The organism is Geoalkalibacter ferrihydriticus DSM 17813 (assembly GCF_000820505.1).
Classification (GTDB): Bacteria; Desulfobacterota; Desulfuromonadia; order Desulfuromonadales; family Geoalkalibacteraceae; genus Geoalkalibacter; species Geoalkalibacter ferrihydriticus.
Window position 1 is genome coordinate 372,255 of record NZ_JWJD01000001.1, and the last position, 22,700, is coordinate 394,954.

Annotated in this window: 14 protein-coding genes and 3 pseudogenes; 7 read left to right on the forward strand and 10 right to left on the reverse strand. The window is 50.3% G+C overall.

Annotated elements, in window-relative coordinates; translation table 11 throughout:
• Positions 1 to 246: 246 nt before the first annotated feature.
• The 6 genes from GFER_RS01865 to GFER_RS01885 all read right to left on the reverse strand — a co-directional run bounded on the left by GFER_RS01865 (position 247) and on the right by GFER_RS01885 (position 10,739).
• Positions 247 to 1,218, reverse strand: coding sequence for a DUF3644 domain-containing protein (locus GFER_RS01865; RefSeq protein ID WP_200889278.1), 972 nt, complete (start codon positions 1,216 to 1,218; stop codon positions 247 to 249).
• 526 nt (positions 1,219 to 1,744) lie between these two features.
• Positions 1,745 to 2,404 carry a hypothetical protein gene (locus GFER_RS18530; protein WP_139172101.1) on the reverse strand — a complete coding sequence of 220 codons (660 nt, stop codon included), beginning with the start codon at positions 2,402 to 2,404 and terminating at the stop codon, positions 1,745 to 1,747.
• Positions 2,405 to 2,426: 22 nt separating this feature from the next.
• A complete protein-coding gene (locus GFER_RS01870; RefSeq protein ID WP_040097205.1) occupies positions 2,427 to 5,567 on the reverse strand; it encodes a type I restriction endonuclease subunit R in 3,141 nt (1,046 codons plus the stop codon).
• A 7-nt stretch (positions 5,568 to 5,574) separates the two neighbouring features.
• The gene (locus GFER_RS01875) at positions 5,575 to 7,710 is read right to left on the reverse strand and encodes a GmrSD restriction endonuclease domain-containing protein (protein WP_040095544.1); all 2,136 of its coding nucleotides are present in this window, start codon (positions 7,708 to 7,710) and stop codon (positions 5,575 to 5,577) included.
• Between the two features lie 52 nt (positions 7,711 to 7,762).
• On the reverse strand, positions 7,763 to 9,097 hold the full coding sequence (locus GFER_RS01880; protein ID WP_052445861.1) for a restriction endonuclease subunit S: 1,335 nt from the start codon (positions 9,095 to 9,097) through the stop codon (positions 7,763 to 7,765).
• Positions 9,087 to 10,739: a class I SAM-dependent DNA methyltransferase gene (locus GFER_RS01885; protein WP_040095546.1), complete on the reverse strand. Its 1,653-nt coding sequence runs from the start codon at positions 10,737 to 10,739 to the stop codon at positions 9,087 to 9,089. Before GFER_RS01885 ends, GFER_RS01880 begins: the two co-directional genes overlap by 11 nt.
• A gap of 1,155 nt (positions 10,740 to 11,894) precedes the next feature.
• Between GFER_RS01885 and GFER_RS01895 the strand changes: the two genes are divergently transcribed.
• A complete protein-coding gene (locus tag GFER_RS01895) occupies positions 11,895 to 12,728 on the forward strand; it encodes a site-specific integrase (RefSeq protein WP_040095550.1) in 834 nt (277 codons plus the stop codon).
• Between the two features lie 128 nt (positions 12,729 to 12,856).
• Here GFER_RS01895 and GFER_RS01900 read toward each other — a convergent pair whose 3' ends face one another.
• On the reverse strand, positions 12,857 to 13,120 hold the full coding sequence (locus GFER_RS01900) for a helix-turn-helix domain-containing protein (protein WP_052445862.1): 264 nt from the start codon (positions 13,118 to 13,120) through the stop codon (positions 12,857 to 12,859).
• Positions 13,121 to 13,401: 281 nt separating this feature from the next.
• On the opposite strand from GFER_RS01900, the gene GFER_RS17395 reads away from it, so the two are divergent.
• From GFER_RS17395 to GFER_RS01930, 6 genes and pseudogenes are all read left to right on the forward strand, one after another.
• A complete protein-coding gene (locus tag GFER_RS17395) occupies positions 13,402 to 14,325 on the forward strand; it encodes an HD domain-containing protein (RefSeq protein WP_074669539.1) in 924 nt (307 codons plus the stop codon).
• Between the two features lie 160 nt (positions 14,326 to 14,485).
• The gene (locus GFER_RS01910; RefSeq protein ID WP_040095552.1) at positions 14,486 to 14,836 is read left to right on the forward strand and encodes a helix-turn-helix domain-containing protein; all 351 of its coding nucleotides are present in this window, start codon (positions 14,486 to 14,488) and stop codon (positions 14,834 to 14,836) included.
• A gap of 67 nt (positions 14,837 to 14,903) precedes the next feature.
• A complete protein-coding gene (locus GFER_RS01915; protein ID WP_082047763.1) occupies positions 14,904 to 15,143 on the forward strand; it encodes an Arm DNA-binding domain-containing protein in 240 nt (79 codons plus the stop codon).
• Between the two features lie 194 nt (positions 15,144 to 15,337).
• Positions 15,338 to 16,825, forward strand: coding sequence for an IS21 family transposase (istA, locus tag GFER_RS01920; RefSeq protein WP_200889279.1), 1,488 nt, complete (start codon positions 15,338 to 15,340; stop codon positions 16,823 to 16,825).
• Positions 16,822 to 17,606 (forward strand): annotated as a pseudogene (gene istB, locus GFER_RS01925) (IS21-like element helper ATPase IstB). Before istA ends, istB begins: the two are co-directional and overlap by 4 nt.
• 19 nt (positions 17,607 to 17,625) lie before the next feature.
• Positions 17,626 to 17,817 (forward strand): annotated as a pseudogene (locus GFER_RS01930) (ATP-binding protein); the annotation flags it as partial.
• A gap of 169 nt (positions 17,818 to 17,986) precedes the next feature.
• Here GFER_RS01930 and pseC read toward each other — a convergent pair.
• From pseC to GFER_RS01945, 3 genes and pseudogenes are all read right to left on the reverse strand, one after another.
• Positions 17,987 to 18,826: pseudogene (pseC, locus tag GFER_RS01935) on the reverse strand (UDP-4-amino-4,6-dideoxy-N-acetyl-beta-L-altrosamine transaminase); the annotation flags it as partial.
• Complete coding sequence (gene pseB, locus GFER_RS01940; protein ID WP_040095558.1) at positions 18,823 to 19,851, reverse strand: UDP-N-acetylglucosamine 4,6-dehydratase (inverting); 1,029 nt, start codon at positions 19,849 to 19,851, stop codon at positions 18,823 to 18,825. The gene pseB and the pseudogene pseC, both read right to left, overlap by 4 nt.
• Positions 19,845 to 22,340 (reverse strand): 6-hydroxymethylpterin diphosphokinase MptE-like protein, encoded by a 2,496-nt coding sequence (locus GFER_RS01945; RefSeq protein WP_040095560.1) that lies wholly within the window; start codon positions 22,338 to 22,340, stop codon positions 19,845 to 19,847. The genes pseB and GFER_RS01945 overlap by 7 nt, the downstream gene beginning before the upstream one ends.
• Positions 22,341 to 22,700 lie beyond the last annotated feature (360 nt).

Sequence of the window (22,700 nt, forward strand, 5' to 3'; positions counted from 1 at the left end):
TTGCCGGAAAATTAATACAGGGCATAAAAAAAGGGTTAAGCATATCGCCTAACCCTTGTTTTTTTTGGAGCGGGAAACGGGATTCGAACCCGCTGTCGAAAAAATAACAAAAGAGGCAATAGTCTATATTTTCAATAACTTTTGCCATCTGTTCCGCCTGTCAAAGTCCATCTCTTAACATCTAAATCCAGGTAATATCATCCTGTTTGGTGAAAGTCTGGTGAAAGTCATGCAAGGGTTGCGGCGTTAACTTATTTTTGTATAATGCTTGTCAAACTCTTTCTGGATGTTCGGATTATAAAACGTTTTCTTACCGCCATTTGGATTTTTCGGATTCAGAAGCCGCTCGTATGCGAACTTTTTATCCCCTTCCAGCTTCTTCCTTATCTTGTGATAATTTGCGTTCATTTTGAAATCGGAATACCGCTTCGATAACCGGGTACTAAGGATATCGTAATCCCAAGGATACTTATCAGTAAAGTCCTCTTCTGACAGATATACTGCAGTAGCGCCTGGATCGTTGGTGATCTGAACTGGAAGACCAGAAGTGCTCTTGACCTTTTGAAATTTTACATCAATCCTCAGGGTCAAGTTGTAATCGCCAACATCCTCAATGCCATCATATCCTTCTTCTGATTTCTTGATGTAATCCAAAACCTTCCTTTCGCTAGAATTGAGTGAAATACCGGGGGCCTCATTAAAATTCCTGAAGAACGATAAGGGCATGAGGTAAAAATTATATCTTGATAGAACATCGCCAAACCAAGAAGATACTAAATGAAGGTAGTTTTGAAGAGATGCGCTACCTAACTCCTGAATCTTCAGTGACAACAGCAAATCATCATTTACGAAATGTATCGAGTTATCCCTAATCTCAGTAAGGGCAACCAAGTTATCGCTCACAGCTTTGTTTATTTTAACTCCGTATTCCTCCGTCACGATTCGGTAGGCTTCAAAAAGATTAATAGAAAGCGGATTACCAGAGCGATTCTTTTTCGGTCTTTTTACGGTAGATTTCTTGCCAGTTATAAGTGTTTTGTACTCCATCGCATAGAGCGCGGCCAATTTATTGCTGGCCAAGTTAAGTATCTTCGCTTTTAAGAGCAATTCCCAAGAGTTAATGCACAATACTGAGAAGGTCTCTTCGCGATACTTGAAATCTGGCTTATTGTATATCTCTATTGCCGAAAGCATTGCCGAGATAGATTTTTCGAGCATTAATCGAGATCGTGACTTCATGAAGCTCCCTTCGGTAAATCAACGTCTACTTTGAACGTCACAGAGCTTCTTCAAAGCGAATTGTTGTCTCGACGACATACTTAATAGCCCTTTCCACGACCTCAGGAGCTTCTCTATTGAAACCCCCGCGAATGTTTCCTCGCACAACATTCGAGAAAAAGGGGCCGGTTTACGATCAGCACCTGCCTAATAACGTTTTGTCGGCTCTATCACTTAAAAATGCTACGTTGTAATACATGCATCTTTAAATTTCTCACTTAGTACAAGATAACTTTTTTCATTTTCTTTTTTAAAATAACCATTTTCACAAAGAGAAACGACGGCATTATAATCAGAAATTCCACTGAAACGCTTTTTTCCGATTATTACAGTATAGAATGGATCGCTATCCATTTTGACAATGAATACTCTTTTATTATTTGTTTTTTTTACACATTCAAAAATTTCTTTTTGTTTTTTTTCCCCATGATTCTCCTTTTTAAATTTTTACTTTATTATTGCATTTTCATAATTCACTATCAAGATGTGTTATTTTTTCTCTTTTTTCATAGAATTCAAAATTGCTTTGATTGATTTCTGACATAAATATTTTTTTACCTACTTTTTTTTGCCAAAAATTATCAGGAAGAGCTAAATTTGAATCAACTTTAGTCTTGAATAATACATATTTTTTAAAATATAAGCCATTGCCAGAACATTTTTCACATTTATAAACAATTTTTTCGGAACCAATACTATTTGTTTTTTTTTCTACTTGTGACACGTTACCGACGCTATTACATATATCACATTGAAAATTTTTCTCATAAAATTTCGCTAAAGCAACTCCGTCCCCGCCACAGTAAGGGCAATTGCCCCTAGTGTAAATTCTCGTTAAATCAAATTTTCTCAAGAATTCATTTTCTATTTCTCTAAATGGCGGATTTTTTAGCTTGTCCTTAAATTTTGGCAAATCACAGAATTTTCTGACCCAGAAAGAAGGCGGGGCATTAGTTTTACAGTTTTTCAGGTAGTGCGTGGTCTCCTTCACATAAACAACCATTCCGTTGCCTGAGCACATTGGACAATTAATTTTATAATTAAACACATACTTTCTATTAATTTTCTTCACATATTCAGTTAGCAGGATCAGCCATCTTATTAATTTATTTCCACTATCACTCATAAGAAACTCCAGAATAACGGGTTTACACCCACCACGCACACAGCACTTCGGCCTGCTTAAGCACCAAATTCACCGCGTCCTCCTGACGATCCGGCGGATATTTCCATTTGCGCAGGGTGCGCCGCACGAGGTTGCGAAGCTTGGCCCTCACGTTTTCGCGCACCTGCCAGTCAACCGAGGTGCTTTTGCGCAGCTTTTCGGTTATCTCAACGGCAATTATTTTGAGGATGTCGTCGCCCAACTCCCGCACGGCGCTTTCATTCCTGGCCAAGGCGTCGTAGAAAGCGACCTCGTCGGTGTTGAGTCCCAGTTCCTCATCACGCTTGAGGGCTTTCTGGAAATCCTTGGCCATTTGAATCAACTCTTCGATGACCTGGGCGGTTTCGATGGCGCGGGCGTGATAACGGTTCAGGCTGGCCAGCAGGCGTTCGCTGAATTTCTGCTCCAGAACCAGGTTGTTGCGGGTGCGCGCCTTGATGGTGTCGCGCAGCAGTTTTTCCAGCAGTTCCAGGGCCAGGTTGCGGCTTTTCATGTTGCGCACGTCTTCCAGAAATTCATCGGACAGCAAGGCGATATTCGGTTTGTCCAGCCCGGCCAGGGAAAAGACATCCGCCACACCTTCCGCGATGACCGCATTGTCGAGGATCTGCTTCAGAGCGCTGTTTTTTTGTTCTTCGGTCAGCTTGCTGTCCACCGTGGTGTGTTTGACGATGGCGGCGCGGATGGCGGCAAAGAAGGCGATTTCCTTGCGCAGCGGTTCGGCTTCGTCCAGGGTGCCGCACAGGGAAAAAGCGCGGGTGATGGCGGCCATGGCGTCGAGAAAGCGCTTTTTGCCCTCCCGCAGGCCAAGGATATGATTTGCCGCCAGCACCAGAATCTGATGAGCGCGGGTTGGGTAGTCGCTGTAGTCGAAGCCGTGAAACAGTCCCCTGACCACGTCGATCTTTTCCAGAAGCACCGCCAGGGCTTCTTCGGCGGCCAGTGTCGGCACGCCCTTGCCTTGCGCGTTGATGTAAACCTTGAGGGCCTGCTTGAGTTCATTGGCGATGCCGATGTAATCGACCACCAGCCCGCCGGGCTTGTCCTTGAAAACCCGATTGACCCGCGCAATCGCCTGCATCAGGTTATGACCGCGCATCGGCTTATCGACGTACATGGTGTGGCAGCTCGGGCAATCAAAGCCGGTCAGCCACATATCGCGCACGATCACCAGTTTCAGCTCATCCCTGGGATCCTTGAAACGGCGCTCCAGGCGTTTTTTGGTTTGGTTGTTGTAGATATGCGGCTGCATCAGCGCCCGGTCGGCCGCCGAACCGGTCATGACAATTTTGATCGCGCCCTTTTCCGGATCGGGGTTGTGCCATTTGGGCCGGATTCTGACGATCTCGTTGTAGAGATGCACGCAGATCTCGCGGCTCATGCACACGATCATGCCTTTGCCGTCGATGACCGCCGTGCGCGCCTCAAAGTGATTCACCAGATCCTCGGCAACTTCCTTCAGGCGCGGTTCGGCGCCGACCAGTTTTTCCAGCGCCGCCCATTTGCTTTTGGTGCGCTCGCGGAGATTCAAGTCTTCCTCGTCCTCGATGACCTCTTCGACTTCGTCGTTGAGCGCCTCGATTTCCGCGCGGTTGATATCAAGCTTGGCCAGGCGCGATTCATAATAAATCGGGACCGTGGCGCCATCATCGACGGCATCCTGAATATCGTAGATACTTACATAATCCCCGAAGACCGCGCGGGTGTCCTTGTCTTCCTGGGAGATGGGCGTGCCGGTAAAACCGATAAACGATGCCTGGGGGATGGCGTCGCGCATGTGCTTGGCGTAGCCGTAGACATAAGCGCCGGTTTTGGTGTCGAGCCTGGCCTTAAACCCGTACTGGCTGCGATGCGCCTCGTCGCTAATCACCACGATATTGCTGCGCGTGCTCAGCGGCGGGTGTTTTTCCTCGCCGTTCAACAGCGAGAATTTCTGTACGGTGGTAAAGATGATGCCGCCCGATTGCCGTGCCGCCAGCAGTTCACGCAGATCCTCGCGGCTATCGGCCTGCACCGGGGTCTGCCGCAACAGTTCCTGGGCATTGGAGAAGGTGCTGAAGAGTTGACCATCGAGATCATTGCGGTCGGTGACGACGACAATGGTCGGATTGTTCATTTCGGGCTGTTGCAGAAGTTTGCCAGCGTAGCAGCACATGGTGATGCTTTTGCCCGATCCCTGGGTATGCCAGACCACCCCGGCCTTGCGCGATCCGGGCTGCACCTCCTGGCCCCAGGTCGCGCGCGGCATCGACACGCGTTCCGGTGTGACGGTCGCCGAGGCGATGAGCGTCACCCGCACGGCTTCGCGCACGGCATGAAACTGATGATAGCCAGCGATTTTCTTGATCAGTTGGCCGTCATCCTGCTCGAAAAGGATGAAATAGCGCAGGTAATCAAGGAGCAAGGTGCGGTCGAAAAATCCCTTGATAACTTTTTCCAGCTCGTATTCCAGCAGCGGCTTGTCGTCTTCATTGCGCAGGGTGCGCCAAGGCAGAAAGCGCTCCTTGCTCGCCGTCAGCGAACCAATGCGCGCCGTCAAGCCGTCGGAGACGACTAAGGCTTCGTTGCAGACAAAGAGATCGGGGACCTCGTCCTTATAGGTCTGGACCTGATCGTAGGCTTTCCAGATATCGGCGTGCACATCGGCGGGGTTTTTCAATTCGATGAGCGCGATGGGCAGGCCGTTGATAAACACCACGAGATCCGGGCGGCGCAGTTGCTTGCAGCCCTTGACGGTGAACTGATTGACCACCAGGAACTGATTGCGTTCGACATGCTGAAAGTCGATCAACTGCACATGGTCGTTTTGGATGTCGTCGTTGTCGCGGTATTCGACCGGCACGCCTTCGAGCAAGAGCTTATGAAAAGCGCGGTTGTTGTGGATCAATACCGGCGATTCGGGCTTGGTGACTAACTGGGCGGCGTCTTCGAGGATGGCGAAGGGGATGTGCGGGTTGATTTTTTGCAGGGCGGCAAGCAGGCGCTCGGTGAGAATGGTTTGTTGATAATCGCGGCGCTCGGGGGTGCCGCCGTCGGGGGCGAGATCGGGGCCGAAGGCGGTTGCGTAGCCGCCTGTGCGGAACCAGTCGAGGCAAAGTTGTTCGAGGTGGTCTTCGGTGATCATTGTGACCTCAATCAAACCGCTCTTTAACGTAAGGGTTCATTTCAGACAGTGAAAGATGCAGAGAGGAATTGCCGCTACGCACAAAAAACTTTTCAACCGGTTGCCCTCCTTTATCCTTGAGGATAAGGATGATGGGCTTCTGAGCTGGCAGAATATCGACCTGGCAAACCTCCAAATCGTCACCGTCTACATGAAACCTGACCCGCACCTTTCCGGCGACATAGGATGCGCCAATATGGTTGTTGAGAATGCCGCGCAGGTGCCGCTCGAACTTGTCGCGATCCCCCCCATCGAGCGAAATGTAATCATGCTCCAGACCAAGTACTTCACCATCGTCTTTGACGCCAATCATCAAGGTACCTCCTTGACTGTTGGCAAAGGCAGCTACCGATTTAACTATGACCATTTCCAGATCTTTATTTACCCTGGATTCAACATAATCCCAGCGCAGCGATGATTTAAACTCCAACTCATCACTCTCCCCCTCTGCGATCATATCATCAAGAGTAACCGGCACAGCCACCTGCTCGGTTGCGGTTATCCCCTCCAGAAACGCATTCAATCTCTCGACCAGCATCTTTCGCCGCTCGGCCAAAAATTGCTCATAGTTTTCGATTTTCCACAGTTCCTCGTTCTCAGGGATGCTTTGAAGTTCAAGAGCCACGCGGAAGTGAGATTTCACTTGGCCCAGATAGGCTTGTGCCGAAGTTGCAGACTTGGCTCGGTTGGCAAATTGGGTAAGGATTGCCCGGTTGGTAAACTCCTGAGCCAAGGCATATTTGACGCGGTTTTCTTTGCCGTATCCAACTTTTTTGAGTTCCGAATACGGGAAAATATGATCCTTTTCCAACTGGTACTTCGCACCCATATTGCGGCGGAGCTCAATTCCGGTAGTCAGGCAAACTGCCATACGGCTTTTATGGTACCAGCGCATCAAACTGAAGAGCGGATGAGAGATTCCCCGACCCTCAAACTCTGATGGGCTAATCTCCAAACGACTTTCTTCTGAAATTATCTGCAGCAGATCATCAAAAGGATGAGCTGATTCCGCCACCGTTCGCAGGTCGCGATCAAGTTTTTGCGGTAACTGACTGACATAGCGCGCCCGGATCTGAGAATAGTAAAACCACTTCACCATCTTGCGGATTTCCGTCTCGTTCAAGTGCTGATCGCCTTTATCGAAGCAATAGACTATCATCGGGACCAAGGCATAAACCGAATTAATCTCGTCGGTGTGATCAACGTAGGCGTTACTGCGCAGCAGATTGGCGACGTAATCAAGCACCTGTTTATCGAGACGGTCCCAGGCGGCTCTCAGCCGTTCGTTATTCTCTTCGCCGTGCAGTTTTTTCATATCCGAGCCCTGGTGGTACAGACAACCCAGCAGGACATAGACAATGAAATCAAGCTTGAAAATAAAGCCTTCCTTTTGCAAATTGGCGAGTTTTGCCTTGAAGAGGTCACGGGCCTGGGGCCAATAACCGGAGATCTGCGCCAGGGCCAGCTCTGCGTCGGTCAAAGCTACTCCGCTGGCGTTCACCTTGTAAAAGATGTCGATCGCCTCGCGGATTGTGGCTTTGACCGGAATGATCTGCTCCGGGAAATCCCGTTCGAGAACACCCGTAATTTTACTGATATTGTCATTGAGCTTTTTAAGTTCTTTCATTTCAATCTGCTTGCCGATCGCGGTAAATTTTGTTTGCAGATCGAAGGCGCCGACTCGCTTCTGGAACACGTCGGTAATGTTCTGCCACAGAGGATTGTTCTCCATCCGGGTTTTCATGTAGTAGGCGAGCTCCAGGGTTTCGAGGTTTACATACAGCCCCCGGGTGTCATTCATGATTTCGCTGATGGTGTAATAACTCGGCAACTCCCCCGTAATGAGCATATACAGTGAGGTGATCCGCTGCTGGCCGTCAAGTAACAGCCGAACAGCGCCCTGCTTCTCATCATACTTGTGCGGGCCTTTCAGTTCCGGCGGATTCGCTGTCTCCCAAGTAAGCATGGTTCCAGTGGGATACTCCTTGATCAGCGAGTCGATAAGCTGCTTTGCATCGTCACGTTTCCAGACGTATTCGCGCTGAAAAGCGGGGATGAAAAGTTGTTTTTCGTCGATTTTTTCGAGAATAGTTCTAATTTTCATGAAACTTGGCCCTTGTTGTTAGATGACATTTGCTATTTGATCAGGTTGAGTTTCAGCAATTGAAAGTTCGCCAGAGCAGGGTGTCTCGGAGGGTGGCTAGGGTACGCGATTCTTCATCTCGTGCCTTGATAACGGAAAATATGCCACCAACAATTTCGCCAAAAGATGCCGTAACGTCATGCCCCGGAACCGCAATCTGATAATTTACAAAACAGTCGTTTGGAACCCGCTGTCGGCCTGATGTGCCTGACATATTCGCGATAGCAAAGGCTCTGAATTCGGGATGCCGACACAACAAGTAACCAAATGCCTGCGGCAAAGGAGCTCTTGGCCGCAAAACGATGAACTCAGTAGACCCCCAGCCAACCTGCTGCTCTGTAAGAAAATCGACATAGGCAGTTTTCCCGTTCTCAAGGCATGGAGTAATACGTGCGAGCAATGAGTCGCCATTCATGAACTTTGAACCTGAACTGAATTCTCGTTGGACAACCTCACAGACTCTGGCCGAATTTGTCGGCACATTAGCCATATCCAGATAAGGTGCCATGACGCCTCTTTTCAACGTCCGCGAAGGATTCACCTCTATAGCGTCAGGCAGCGCTTCCACCCTCCACCCCTCCGGAATCAACCCCAACTCCGACTCCACCAACGCACCAGGAAACAGGGCGGCGGTAGCGGCAAGCTGTTGGCGCTGTTCGGTGGAAAGCTGGTCGACCTCGGATTTTCCGCTGATGGCGCAAATGGCTGCGCGCTCGGGATCGCGGCCTGCGGCTTTGGCTTCGATCTTACCTTTGACCGGCTCGAAATCGACAAACCAGCTTTTGAAAATGGTTTGGGCGATCTGTTCAAGGGTTTGGTTAATTTGGCGGTTGAGTTCAATTTTGTCGTCTATTGCCCCAATGTAATCTGCAACTTGATCTTGAACCTCTCTTGGAGGCAGGGCCAATTCCATTGTCCGAAAATCATCTCTACGGACGAATTCTCTAGCCGCACCCGATGCCCACGCTAAGAGGTCTTTTGATTTAAATGTAAAAGCATAATAAAGATAGCGTTGATTTACTCTTCCATCTTTCGCCCTAACCACCCACATATTTTGATTGAGTAGCGCAGGCAAATCGCACTCTTTTACAATGCCTGTTTTTCCTAGTGTTGCCCCCACCATGACGAAGAGCGTATCCCATGGCTGCAACGCAAATCTTTCGTACTCTTTTGCCGTCTCTTCAGAAACAAAAGTTGTGCCTTCCCGATTAATCCGCCCACTTGAATCAATATTTACAGTTCGAAGGACAAAGCGACCCGCATCAGTGTAATCCTCACTTTTAAAGGCATAACCACCTTTTAATTCAGCTATATCTTGAAGTTGAACTTTAGGCCACTCAGCACTCATACCCAAGCCCCGCCAAATTCCGCTTAATCTGCTCTTCCAACTCCGCACTCTTGGCAAACTGTTCCTGCAACTGCGCCGTCAATCGCGCCATCTTCTCGGCGAAGGGTTCCCCATCCTCCAACTCATCTGCCGCCCCCACATACCTCCCCGGTGTCAACACGAAGTCATGCTTTTTGGTCTCCGCCAGCGTGGTGGCATAGCAAAAGCCCGCCTCGTCGGTATACCCCTGTCCTTTTTGCCAGGCATGAAAGGTATCGGCAATCTTGGCGATATCCTCAGGTTTGAAATCCCGTAGCACACGATCCTTCATATAGCCGAGTTTGCGGGCGTCGATGAATAGTACCTTGCCGGAACGATCGGCCTTATCGCCCCGCGCCTTCTTGTTGCGGGTAAGTAACCAGATGCAGGCGGGTATTTGCGTGTTGGTGAAGAGCTGCCCCGGCAGAGCGACCATGCACTCAACCAGATCGTTTTCGACCAGCGCGCGGCGGATATCCCCCTCGGTGTTGGTGTTGGAACTCATGGACCCGTTGGCAAGCAGCAGGCCCATGGAGCCGTTGGGCGCCAGGTGATGAAGCATGTGCTGCATCCATGCAAAGTTGGCGTTGCCGGAGGGTGGCCGACCGTACTGCCAGCGCGGATCGTCGTCTTTGACGCTGGTATCCCACTCCTTCATGTTGAACGGGGGATTGGCCATGATGGTGTCGGCGCGCAGGTCGGGGTGCTGGTCGTTGGTAAAGGTATTGGCGGGCTCTTTGCCGAAGTTGAAATCAAGTCCGCGAATGACCATGTTCATGGCCGCCAACTGCCAGGTGGTGTGGTTGTACTCCTGGCCGTAGATGGAGACGTTGCCGAGCTTGCCGCCGTGTTCCTTGATGAATTTTTCGCTTTGCACGAAAAAGCCGCCCGAACCCATGGCCGGGTCATAAACCCGCCCGGTATAGGGTTGAAGCATCTCGACCATCAGAGTGACGATGGATTTGGGGGTGTAGAACTGGCCGCCCTTCTTGCCTTCGGCCAGGGCGAACTGGCCGAGAAAATATTCATAGACATGACCGAGGATGTCTTTGGATTGCAGCGATGCGTGCACAAAAGGAATGGTGGCGATGAGATCGATCAGCTCACCGAGCTTGGCCTGGTCGATCTGCAAGCGCCCGTACTGCTTGTTGAGAACTCCCTTGAGTTTTGGGTTATCCTTTTCGATGGCCTCTAGGGCATCGTCAATCAACCGGCCGATGCTACGCATCTCGTAGGTTTCGGTTTTGCCGTTCTTGATTTCGATCTTGGTGCCCGGCGGCAGCTTGGCGTTGTTCTGCAAATTCTCCCAACGGCCCAGCGCCGGAACCCAGAAGACGTTTTTCTCGGTGTAGTAATCGCGGATTTCAAGCTCGGCAGCGATTTCAGCCTGGTACTCTTCATTGGAGGCGTAATCGGCGGGCTTGAGGTAGTAATCGTGATTTTTATCCCGAAACTGCGCAAGCAACTCCTTACGACGCAGGTCAAAGGCATCGGAAACGTATTTGACGAACAACAGACCCAGCACAGCGTGCTTGTATTGGGCCGCGTCGAGGGTGGAACGCAGCTTGTCGGCGGCGTTCCAGAGTTTCTTTTCGAGATCTTGCAGGAATTTTTGCTCTGACATCAATACTCCACACATCGTTGAATTATTATTGAAGGCCGATCCACCCCTACCCCATTCTGTGCAACATCAACGAGATAACTTAACAAAATCGAGAGCCCCTGCCTATCAGGAAAAACCTGAAAACGAGGTTCGTTTTTTCTGAGAGACTCCCTTAAATTTCCCTGATGCCTAAAAAGTGTCAAAAGGAAAAAGTGCATCTGCTCCCCGTCCGCAGAGACCGACACGATAAGCATCCACCTTATCGCTCATAGCCTTTCAACCAGAGCAAAATTTTGTATAAATTTTGTATGTCTGTGATTTAGCGACGTTTTTTCTTGACAGACCTTCAGGGTGATGCTAGATTTTTCTCAAATCATCCGGCCTCCGGAACCAATTTGGTTAACTCTCTTAAGAGCAACTGCAACAGCTATCCAGCACGATGTCGGGTGGCCGTTGAAAACGACAGCATGTTTGCTGTTTGTGGCGCTCCGTCGGCTTGGTTGTGTGAATGGCCTGAGCAGGCAAGTGCCCCCGAGATGTAAATCGCTTTTTGTTCGCTGTTTACAGCCATAAGAAGCGAACAAAAGCAGTTAAAAGTTCGCGGCCGTTAGGGGATTTCGTTGCCGCAAGGCTACGAAATCCTTCCCTCTATCGCGAACGCCAAGCAGTTCAATGCGTCTCTTGCGCTAGTGAATGAGCCTGAGAACAAAAACCGCCAAGTGGCGGTTTTCTGGGATCGGGCGAAATGATAAAGCAAGAGACGCATTGAAAAAGCTGTATAAAATCAAATCCTTGCCGCTAGGCAAGCAAGATTCTTGACGACTTCCCAAAATGCTAGCCCACCCTGGGGTAGCAATTCCAAGCCGAAAAATCCCTGACTTCCCGCAATTCCAAACCGCCGAACCCGCCTACCGGGCTTTGCTGCGGTTTGTTCATATAAATGGCAATCTCCCCCACAGGTGACTGTGGTGGTACATCTGCGCTTTTTTCTGCATTGCCAAAGCAGACTGGTTGCATGGCTTTTCAGTCATTCAACCAGAAAATTCCGAAGCGTACTACGAAACAGCCAAAGGAGAGATCCTTTGCCCTGTCGTAGGGCAGTCAATCGCCGATGACGACACTCAACTTTCCCCGGTTTCGAGATAACCGACAGCCAACGATAATGGAGGTAAAAAGATGAGCAAAAAATCTTTAGCACATCAGGCAAAAGCTCGCATTGGAAAAACCCATGACCTCTCCCATTTAACAATTGAAAAGAATCAGGGGAATTTGGAGCGGTTGATGGGTTGGATCCAGGAAGAGTATGGTCTCGAAAGCATTCACAACCTTAAAACAAAACACATGGACGGTTTTTTCGCCGAAATGCGGCAAGTTTTTTCCCCAACCACGCTAGCAGGCTATGCGGTAGTTGCGCGCGATATCGCAGAGGCGATCGGTAAGGAGAACATCGTCCGAAGCAACAAGGACCTTGGAGCAAGCCGTGAGGGAAGTCGTTTATGCCCGAAAACCGCAGATCTAGAGAAAATGGCGGAGATTCAGGAAATCTTGAATGAAAAGGCAGCCTGGCTTGGGGCCGCTTGGCAACTTCAGCAGGCCTTTGGTCTACGGCTGAGTGAAGCAATCAAACCGCTTAAGATCATAGAGCACAAAGGCCAGAGTTGCATGGAGGTCCACGGGAAAAACGGAAATATCTACTTTCCGCCAATTGATACGCCCGAGCGAGAAGCGGCTCTGCAGCGCGCGCTCGAAATCAAGGAGACACAAGGTGGAAGAGGCCTGATTCCAGCAGACAAATCTTTAAAACAGGGATACGATGCCTACCGCAATGCAATCAGAGTAGCAGGCGGCACCAAGGAGAATAAGGCGAATAGCCATCTGGGTCGCCATGTAGTCGTGCAAGAGCGTTTAAATGGATCAGTAGGCTCTGCAGATGAAGAGACTCGCAATCAAGTGGTTCAGGAAGTTGGTCATTATGACCAGAGCAAGCTTCGTCACTATTGCGATCTCTAGAGTGAGCTTGTTAGGTTCTAAAAAATATCACATTTTCAAACACATGGGGTAACTAGCGGAGGCGCGGCGTTAAGCCGCGCCTCCGCTTTTTTTTGGACCATAACTTTAATTAAATATAGATATTCATCTCACTCCAGCCGCTTTTTTAATTTCTCTTTCATCATTTCGGACAAACCCGGCTCCCTTTCAATCAATTCTTCAATTGCACAATCAAAAAATTCACACAAGCAATCAATGTTGTATAGCGTAATATTGCATTCTCTATTGTTAATAATTTTAGATAACGTAGAGCGATGGATACCCGTTTTTTTTGTAATCTCTTCCAGGGAAAGAGACCTGCAGTTTTCGATCTCAAATTTCTTGATCAGCTGGCCCAGCTTAAATTTGATCATTTAGCCACCCTGTACGTAATGTTTGAGATCAATAATCTTCTCCTATAAATTATTTGTCAAGTGAACGCTGATGCTTGGTATCAAGGCTAAGCCACACCATCCCGAGTCATAGTTCACCATGATCGCTCCCTCTTTTAAAAGCTGTTCCCCCATCTGCGTCCCTCATAGATTTGTACATTAATTATTTGTTGACTTTTTTAATTTAATGTCGTATATATACGACATACAAGTTCTGTTTATAGCTTGATTGTAGGCTAAATCCGGGGCTCACGGGGGTGTAAATGCTACTGCAAGAACTAAAAGACATGTGCGCCAAAGATTTTGCGGGAGTCTATCGCGCATACTCAGGATCCTGGCGGAAAGCATACAATGGGAAACTTTATCTGCGATTTTGCCTGTTTGATTCTTCAGGCAAAATACGTGCACACGGGTGGGAAAAAACCTATCGTGGGCCAGAATCAATCCCCAATAAATGTGAAATTTTAGTTGAAGGACAATTGCGTTCCTTCAACAATGCATGGATCGCTGATATCCGTCGTGCCGAAATCATAACGTCAATCAATGACAAAATTATAGAACATAATCATGCTGACCTCTGCGAAAAAAAACACGGGTTATTTTCAAGAATTAATCGCTTGAAAATTACAGCTTTGCAAGATTTTTCTTTTTCCATCCTAAATAATGCAGAAATCTTTGAAAAATTTACAATTATACCGGCGAGCAAAAATTATCATCATTCCTACCGCAGCGGACTGTTGTTTCACTCGCTTGAATGCTGGGACAGCATTGAAGGGTCATCTATTATCGACGACAGCGCAAAAGAGATTGCAATGGTGGCCGCGCTATTTCATGATATCGGGAAGATTAAAACAATTCTCCCTGATCACAGTTTCCATCCTCGTGCGAAAATTATCGACCACAATCATTTGACATTAGAAATTTTAGCACCCTATTTGGCTGAACTTGATAAACGCTGGGAGTCAGGTGCCGATGCATTGCGTCACATCTGGGTGTGGTTAGGAAAATACGCAAAGGATCGTGGCATACCCGCTTTTCCTGAAGCAGAATTGGTCAGCATGGCTGACCGATACAGCGTCGGAAAAGAAGCACAGAGAGCGGCATTCAGTCGTAAACCTGAACGAATTACATTTTCCTATTACAACGGTCGCCCTCACTGGAGACCGGACCTGCCGCACATCAGATAAAATGGGGCTGTCAAGAGCATTGTCCAGAAAATTAGATCCCGCAGATATACGACTATTGAGGCCTGAGGTAATCGGCCAAAAAAAATTTATATAAAAATCACGAAATTTGTTCACCCCCTGTGGAATCTCCTTACAAAAGAAACTCACAAAGGAGAAACCCATGGAAAATTTCAAAACGTCAACCAAGACAATCCCAATTCAAGGCAATGATGTCGGCACCAATGACAGCAAAAACATGTCAATTATCGAGTCTGACTTCGAGGTTATAACCCTTGAAGAGTTTTCCAAGCGCATGAAATTGTCGAAATCCTCGATTTATACGCAAATCAAGAAAGGCGCTCTGGTGGCCGGGAAGCATTTTTTCCGGATTGGTCGGTGTTATCGTTTTATTTGGGGAAAAGATCTTTTGAATATTTTTCACCAAGAATCTTGTGTCAAAAAGCCCGGGCTGACTCCCCGTCCGACACAGGTTGCCCAAAAAATTAAACCTTTCATCAAGCTTGATTATTAGCAGGCCTGAATATTATGGCGATTCGTGATATAATTCAAGCGGACTTTGACAGCGGAACAGGTGGCTCATGGAGGTTACGATGAGAAATCTGTCTCGCGAAATTGCGATCTTTGACAATCAAAGCAAAAAACAGGGCGCCATCATCCGCAAACGCGGCTCGAAAAAGCTCTACGTGCTGTTTTATTACTACAGGCAGCGGATTGAAAAATCCACAGGTCTTGATGACACGCAGGAGAACGAGCAAAAACTGCGCACTTGGCTGAATCGCCAGATGGATGGTTTTGATAATCTAAATTTGACCAGTTAAGGGGCCCTGTGATTACCCAAAATTGACCACCCCCGGCATCCCTTCGGTACGATGGCAACAGACCACTGNTGGTTTTGATAATCTAAATTTGACCAGTTAAGGGGCCCTGTGATTACCCAAAATTGACCACCCCCGGCATCCCTTCGGTACGATGGCAACAGACCACTGCTACCGAAGGAGAGAGGATGCTTAGGATGGATCAATATGAACACATTCGCACGGCCTACCGGGTCTACGGGCAAACGATCAGCGAGATTGCCCGCACTACCGGCCATTCGCGCAACACAATTCGCAAAGCACTGAAACAGCCTTACGACGGCTATTCGCAGCGTCAACATCAGCCTTACCCGGTACTCGGGGCCTATCTCGACATCATCGATGGCTGGCTGCGCGAGGATCAGGCAAGCCCGCGCAAGCAACGCCACACCGCCAGGCGCATTTTCGACAGGTTAGTCGATGAGCACGGTTACAGCGGCAGCGAGTCGAATGTGCGCAAATACGTGCGTGACGCTAAAGCCGGCCTTGGCCTCGGCCATCAGCAGGCTTTTTTGCCTCTGGAGCCGGAACTGGGCCAGGAAGCCGAGGTGGATTGGGGTACGGCCACGGTGGTGCTGCAGGGCCAGCCGGTCAAGGTCAAATCCTTCTGTATGCGCTCCAAGGGCTCGGGAAAACCGTTTGTGCGCCTCTACCCTTGCGAGCGGCAGCAGGCTTTCTTCGATGCCCTGATGCACGCCTTCGCTTTTTATGGCGGCGTCTTTTCCCGGCTGATCTTTGACAATCTCACCAGCGCGGTGCGCAAGGTCCTGCAGGGCAAGGCGCGCCTGGAGCAGGAGTCGTTTAGCCGCTTTCGCGCCTACTACAACTTTGAGGCGCGCTTCTGCAACCCCGGCGCCGGTCACGAAAAAGGCGGCGTCGAAGGGTTGGTCGGCTTTTCCCGGCGCAACTTCCTTGTGCCGCTACCCGAGGCCGATTGCCTTGAAGAGATCAACGAGCGCCTGCTGCGGCAGTGCATCGCCTACGGCCAGCATACGATCCGCGGCAAGGACCAGCCGGTGGAGGCGCTCTTCGAGCAAGAGCGCGCCTGCCTGCTGCCTTTGCCCGAGGTGGCCTTTGTCAATACGCAGCTTCTGTCCGCCCGGGCGGATAAATACGCCACCGTCATGGTGGACAAAAACCGCTACTCAGTGCCCACCCGCCTGGTCGGCCAGAGCCTGCGGGTGATCTGCCACGTCGAACAGGTCGAGATCTTCGCCCAGAGCCGGCGCGTCGCCTGTCACCGCCGACTGTTCGCCAACAATCAGTGGCAACTCGACCCCGATCACTACCTGGAGTTGCTCAAGCAGCGGCCGCTGGCTTTCCACAGCGCCCGGCCGATCCGCAACTGGAAAAAGCACTGGCCACAGCCGATGCACCAGCTTCTGGAGCGCTTCTGTCAGGCCCACGGAGAAAGCCGGGGGATCAAGGCTTTCATCGAAGTGCTGCTGCTGTTCCGCAACCATAAGGCCGAGCACGTCGAGGCCGCTATCGCCACCGCCGTTGAAGCCGGTATCAGCGCCAGCGATGGCGTGCGGCACCTGCTGCATCACTACACCCCGCAGCCAAAGATCGTTGCCCTTGAGCGCTATGCGCGCCTGCCCGAGGCAGATGTCTCAGTTTATGCCGGTCTCGGAGGTGAATCATGAGTCGTGCCGCCGATGCACTGCTGGTGCAGCACAATCTCAAAGCCCTGAACCTGACCAATATGGCTCGCCATATTGAGCAGCACCTACGTCAGGCCCGAGACGAGGGGATCGACTACAGCCAGTTTTTGCTGGAGATGACCGAGCTTGAGCTGCGCATCCGCACCGAGAACCGCGAGAAACGCCGACTCAAAGAGGCAAAGTTCCCGCTGCTCAAACCTTTGGAAAGTTTCGAATTCGAAGCCGCTCCGAGTCTAGACCGGCGCCTGGTGCGTGAGTTGGCAACGGGTGATTATCTCGATAACCAGCGCAACGTCATCCTGCTGGGCAAAAGCGGTACCGGCAAAACCCATCTTGCCACCGCCCTGGGGATCGAAGCCTGCCGCCAGAGCAAGCGAGTGCGCTTTGTGACCGGCTATGCCCTGGCAAACGAGCTGATCGAGGCACGCACCGAAAAGGACTTAAGCCGGCTTCTCGGCAAATACGCTCGCCTTGATCTACTCATTCTCGATGAGCTTGGCTACGTGCCCTTCTCCAAAGAAGGCGCCGAGTTGCTCTTCCAGATCCTGGCCGAGCGCCACGAGCGTGGTTCGGTGATCATCACCACCAATCTGGGCTTTGCCGACTGGACGCAGATTTTCGGCGATCCGAACATGACCGCCGCGCTTCTCGACCGGCTGACCCACCGCGCCATATCATCGAATGCACCTGGGACAGCTACCGCCTCAAGCAGTCCCTGAAAGCAAGAGACAACAACCACCCACAACCCGAGAAAAAGAAGTAATTTTCAACCAACGGGGGGNGTGATCATCACCACCAATCTGGGCTTTGCCGACTGGACGCAGATTTTCGGCGATCCGAACATGACCGCCGCGCTTCTCGACCGGCTGACCCACCGCGCCCATATCATCGAATGCACCTGGGACAGCTACCGCCTCAAGCAGTCCCTGAAAGCAAGAGACAACAACCACCCACAACCCGAGAAAAAGAAGTAATTTTCAACCAACGGGGGTGGTCAAATTTCGGTGATCACAGGTGGTCAATTTTCGGTTGTCATTTCGANCAACCACCCACAACCCGAGAAAAAGAAGTAATTTTCAACCAACGGGGGTGGTCAAATTTCGGTGATCACAGGTGGTCAATTTTCGGTTGTCATTTCGACCCCTCATCATAACGCTTCGCCAAATGGTTTCGCTGCGCCACGAACTCATCGAGCCGCTTCATCTGACTCGTCCCCAGAGCCGCCTGGATGTCAGTCATCCGGTAGTTTAAGCCCAACTCGATCTGTTCGTAGTACCAAGGGCCATGGGATTCGCCCGCCATGAGAGCCGGGTCGCGAGTGATTCCGTGACTACGAAGCCTCACCAATTTTTCGTGCAGTTCGGGACTGCTGGTCAGCACCATCCCCCCTTCACCGGTGGTGATGATCTTGACGGGGTGAAAGCTGAAGACCGTCATGGCGGAGTAACGACAGCAACCAACCGGCCCATCTTTGTAGCACCCACCGATAGCGTGGGAGGCATCCTCGATGACGAGGAAGCCGTAGCGGTCTGCAAGCCGGGCGATCGCCTCCATATCGCAGGACTGCCCTGCAAAGTGAACCGGGATCACCACCTTCGGTAACTTCCCTTCCCGCTCAGCCCGCTCCAGCTTTTCTTCAAGTCGCTCAACGCTCATGTTGTAGGTGCGAGGGTCAATGTCGACAAAGTCGACCGTGGCCCCGCAGTAAAGACCGCAGTTGGCGGAAGCGACAAAGGTGTTGGGAGACGTCCAGAGGATATCGCCGCAACCAAGACCTGCGGCGAGGCAGGCGATGTGGAGGGCGGACGTGGCACTGTTTACCGCCACTGCACGGGCGGCACCGCAGTAGTCGGCAACGGTCTTTTCAAAACGTTCCACAGCCGGCCCCTGGGTGAGCCAATCGGAGTTGAGCACATCGACGACGGCCTGGATATCGGCTTGGCTGATACTCTGGCGCCCATAGGGAATAACAGAGGAGCTCACTGGAAGTCATCTTTCCTGCGATGTATTTCAGGATTAGCGTGAACTTGAATCAAATCCCGCAGCTGTTCCACACTTAACCATTCCGTATTGGTACCACTGTTGTATGAAAACCCATCGCCGCAACGCCGACCATTGAAAGTTTGCATAAACTGTTCGAAATCCCAGATTTTCATAGATGGCAAGATCACATAATATTTTTCAAATTCAATCGTGCTGAAGGCATCCGTCTCGGTAATCATCTCTTCATGCAACTTCTCCCCTGGTCGAATACCCACGATTTCCGTGCGGCAATCACCGTCCACAGCCTTCGCCAAATCGGTAATGCGGTAGCTGGGTATCTTAGGCACAAAGATTTCTCCGCCCCACATAATGTCGAGGGCGCGCAACACCAGAGCCACCCCTTCATCCAATGTGATGTTGAAGCGGGTCATGCGCTCGTCGGTGATGGGAAGCACCCCTTCGCGGCGTTTTTTGAGGAAGAAGGGAATCACACTGCCGCGACTGCCCATGACGTTGCCGTAGCGCACAACGGAGAGCTTAATGCCACGTGCGCCGCGCATGTGATTCGCCGCGACGAACAGTTTGTCGGAGCAGAGCTTGGTGGCACCGTACAGGTTGATGGGCGCGGCCGCTTTGTCCGTAGACAAGGCCACGACCTTCTTCACGCTGGAATCGAAACAAGCCTCGATGACGTTCTGCGCACCGAGCACATTGGTCTTGATGCACTCGAAAGGGTTGTATTCCGCAGCCGGCACCTGCTTTAGAGCGGCGGCATGTATCACGACATCAATCCCCTCCATGGCCCGCCGGAGGCGCTGGGCGTCGCGCACGTCGCCGATGAAATAGCGGATCTGCGGGTACTTTTTGCGCGGGAAATCCTGCTCCATCTCGAATTGCTTCATCTCGTCGCGGGAGAAGATGACCAGGCGTCGCACCCCCGGGTATTTTGTCAGGATGGTTTCCGTGAATTTCCGGCCGAAAGAGCCGGTGCCGCCGGTGACCAAAATTGAAGCGCCATTCAACATTGACTGGTCCCTTCCGTTAAAAACTTCGCGGCTGCAGCATTAACCGGGTCCTGCCCCAACACCATTTCAAAAACTTGGCGAGCGGCATCTTCCGCACCCATGGTTCGATAAAGTTGGCCAAGCTTAAGCAAAACGGAAAGATCCGAAGGAGCCCTTTCAAGGTAATCAACGTAAAGATCGGCGGCAGCCTGATGCTCGCCAAGGGTCTTCAATAAGTCGGCATACTGCGATTTATAAATAAAAACTGCGCTGGCCAGACATTCCAAGGCCAGTTTAGCGAAGTCGATTTGTCCATTTTTTAAGCTGATAGAGGCAATTCGCTTTAAAGCATCTTCGGTAATCGGCGTGAAATGTTCGCCGATCAATTCTTGATAATGCGCCAAAGCGGAAGAGAGATCTTGCTCAATCTCATCCAAGTATCCTTTTGCCAAGGCACACAAGGAACCAGCCACCTCTTGGTCGCTATGCCCTTCAAGGGATTCGATTACCCCCCTAAGGCCCTCTGTGTTTTTGGACCGGAAAAGGCGAAGGACTTTCCCACGGACAGGAGCGAGGCTTAATGCTTCTCGCAATTTTATCTTAGAATCTAAATCTGTTTTATTCAGCATAGAGTCAAATTCAAAAATCAATGCATCTATTAATTTCTGATAAAATGCGATGACTTCTGCTTGATCCGCGTAGCGATCTAACCAAATATTTACCCGCCCGGGCTGACTGTCACGCCGCCAAATTTCGCTCATCACTTCAAGGGAAGGATTAGAATTCTCTTCCGTCTGGCGAGTGTCGATGCGCTCAAGGGCAACATTAATTAATCCAATAAGCCGAGTGGCACTATTTTTATAGGCGCCATAATAAATATCTGCTGTTTCCTCAATCTCTTTATCCGTCCAATCCTTTTCGTCACTTAGCCGTGTTACGTTCAAAAATTCAAGTATCCCGAATTTCTTGACTAAAAGAATTAAATCTTCGAATTCGGAATTAAGACGGCTTTCAATTTCATCCATTCTGCGTTTATACTGGTAATTCGCCTTTTTTCCAATCTTACCGAATAGCCCTTTGTTGCAGTATAACGCCTCGCCGGAAAGCTCTTTAATTATTTCCAACTGCAATTTTGTCCGCTCAAGCTCTTTACGCACGAGGTGGTAATGAACAAGGCGCTCCTGCGAACTATCGACCGGAAGAATTTCTAATAACTCCGAAAAGATTGGACGCTCGAATGGATTAAGCGTAATTTCTTCAACAGGCGCAAATTTGACATTCGACATTTTTGCAGCGCCAAGAGCCGAGTTTATCACCTGGCATCCTGCGTTCAACGCAATAGCTGCTTGCTGGTCAAGTACCTCAATTGCTTTGTGATAATCCGGACCTGTTTCAGCTCGCCAACCACCGTTTGTTTCTACTGTCAAAATATTATTCAGTCGTGGCCCAATCTCGCTTTCAAAGCTTCCCTTGGCATGTGTTATGCCGCTTTTACTGTAACACAGATCAACGCCTGCAAGCACAATCTGAGAAAATCCCATATCTATTGCAACGGACAATGCGGTATTGGTAACGGTAGGACCAGGCGCGTGAAGGTTTGGGGGATTTGCCCCTCCGGCCCAAGGAAAAAGGTCACCCACATAAACGGAACGGCCGCGCCATTGACCAAGCAGCTTGGGAGAAACATGGTAAGAGTTGACGAAAAGTGTTTTCTCCCAGAAATGCAACATCTCGCGACTGACATCAAAGCTGACGTCGTGCGGGTCAACGGAAAAAACAAAGTGAGGAACCAGGCCAAATTCCTGGAGCCTTCGGCTCACCCGTGAAACCGCGAGGATGGCAATCTCGTCCTGATGCTCCTTGACCCACGGAAGAATCTCGTCCAGGGAAGGTCCGCCACCCAAAATGACAGCCGTTTTCCCTGTGAACTTGCCTTTGAGATGAATGGCTGGGATGCGATTTTCCCCCAGGTTCTCCAACTGCCGTACGACAAAATCCCGACAGCCCAAACCGCCACGCGTTGCCCATTCCATCGCTTGAAACTGCTCACGCAAGTGGTCGGACAGGTCACGATATTCCGTCAGGTTGGCGTCCATGGCAGCCATGGAATCACGCAATTTAACCGCACTTAAGAAGAGATAATTCTGGAGTTGAAACGCTTCCGCTTGCGCCCAGAGATTTTCCAAGGAAACGACTTGAATGTGCCGGGGCAGATCTTCCAGATCCCCCTCGGCCCGCAAGGCCTCGACTACGCTGGGGAGTTCCACGAACAGGTAGCGGGCACCGTCGGCAAGGGGGCGCTTTTTAACGTGGCGCAATAAAACTCCGGAATCCGTACCCACCACGATGTAGAGATGATTGGGTTTGAAAAAGTCCTCGCCAAAGTATTTCTGGTAGACCGCAGCCGACCCAACCTGATCGAAAACACTACGGTTGACCTCATACAGATACCGATCACCAAATCGGTTGGTGAGAAAAGGGCCCAACCCCTGCGTCCCAGATGTCGACATTCCGTTCCCTTTCAAGAAGAAAACCGTAAAGACCCAACCACGAGCCAAGTTTTTGACACAGTGAATTTCTTTTCATGGAGTTTTTGCAAGCGTAGAGCCAAAAAACAATAGAGGAGAAATTTTGGTGGGATCAGGGGAGGGAAAAGTCAAAGGCGGCGGGTTTAGCCCCGCCGGGAAACTTCATTTTGGCGGGGGGTAAAATGTCTATTGAGTGCTGATGACAGAAAAAATCGCGGAGGTTGCGGCCCCGCGCGGCGCCCGGCTTTTTGCGTGTCCAAAAAGCCGGACAAAAAGGACACCCCCGCCGCCGCTGTCGCGTCGCCGGGTTCCCTGCGCTCCGCTACTGTCGCAGTGGCTTTT

Bases quoted from the DNA above. Each gene is read 5' to 3' on its own strand.
- GFER_RS01865 (WP_200889278.1), bottom strand. From the start codon at position 1,218: ATGCTCGAAAAATCTATCTCGGCAATGCTTTCGGCAATAGAGATATAC.
- GFER_RS18530 (WP_139172101.1), bottom strand. From the start codon at position 2,404: ATGAGTGATAGTGGAAATAAATTAATAAGATGGCTGATCCTGCTAACT.
- GFER_RS01870 (WP_040097205.1), bottom strand. From the start codon at position 5,567: ATGATCACCGAAGACCACCTCGAACAACTTTGCCTCGACTGGTTCCGC.
- GFER_RS01875 (WP_040095544.1), bottom strand. From the start codon at position 7,710: ATGAAAATTAGAACTATTCTCGAAAAAATCGACGAAAAACAACTTTTC.
- GFER_RS01880 (WP_052445861.1), bottom strand. From the start codon at position 9,097: ATGAGTGCTGAGTGGCCTAAAGTTCAACTTCAAGATATAGCTGAATTA.
- GFER_RS01885 (WP_040095546.1), bottom strand. From the start codon at position 10,739: ATGTCAGAGCAAAAATTCCTGCAAGATCTCGAAAAGAAACTCTGGAAC.
- GFER_RS01895 (WP_040095550.1), top strand. From the start codon at position 11,895: ATGAGCAAAAAATCTTTAGCACATCAGGCAAAAGCTCGCATTGGAAAA.
- GFER_RS01900 (WP_052445862.1), bottom strand. From the start codon at position 13,120: ATGATCAAATTTAAGCTGGGCCAGCTGATCAAGAAATTTGAGATCGAA.
- GFER_RS17395 (WP_074669539.1), top strand. From the start codon at position 13,402: ATGCTACTGCAAGAACTAAAAGACATGTGCGCCAAAGATTTTGCGGGA.
- GFER_RS01910 (WP_040095552.1), top strand. From the start codon at position 14,486: ATGGAAAATTTCAAAACGTCAACCAAGACAATCCCAATTCAAGGCAAT.
- GFER_RS01915 (WP_082047763.1), top strand. From the start codon at position 14,904: ATGGAGGTTACGATGAGAAATCTGTCTCGCGAAATTGCGATCTTTGAC.
- istA (WP_200889279.1), top strand. From the start codon at position 15,338: ATGGATCAATATGAACACATTCGCACGGCCTACCGGGTCTACGGGCAA.
- pseB (WP_040095558.1), bottom strand. From the start codon at position 19,851: ATGTTGAATGGCGCTTCAATTTTGGTCACCGGCGGCACCGGCTCTTTC.
- GFER_RS01945 (WP_040095560.1), bottom strand. From the start codon at position 22,340: ATGTCGACATCTGGGACGCAGGGGTTGGGCCCTTTTCTCACCAACCGA.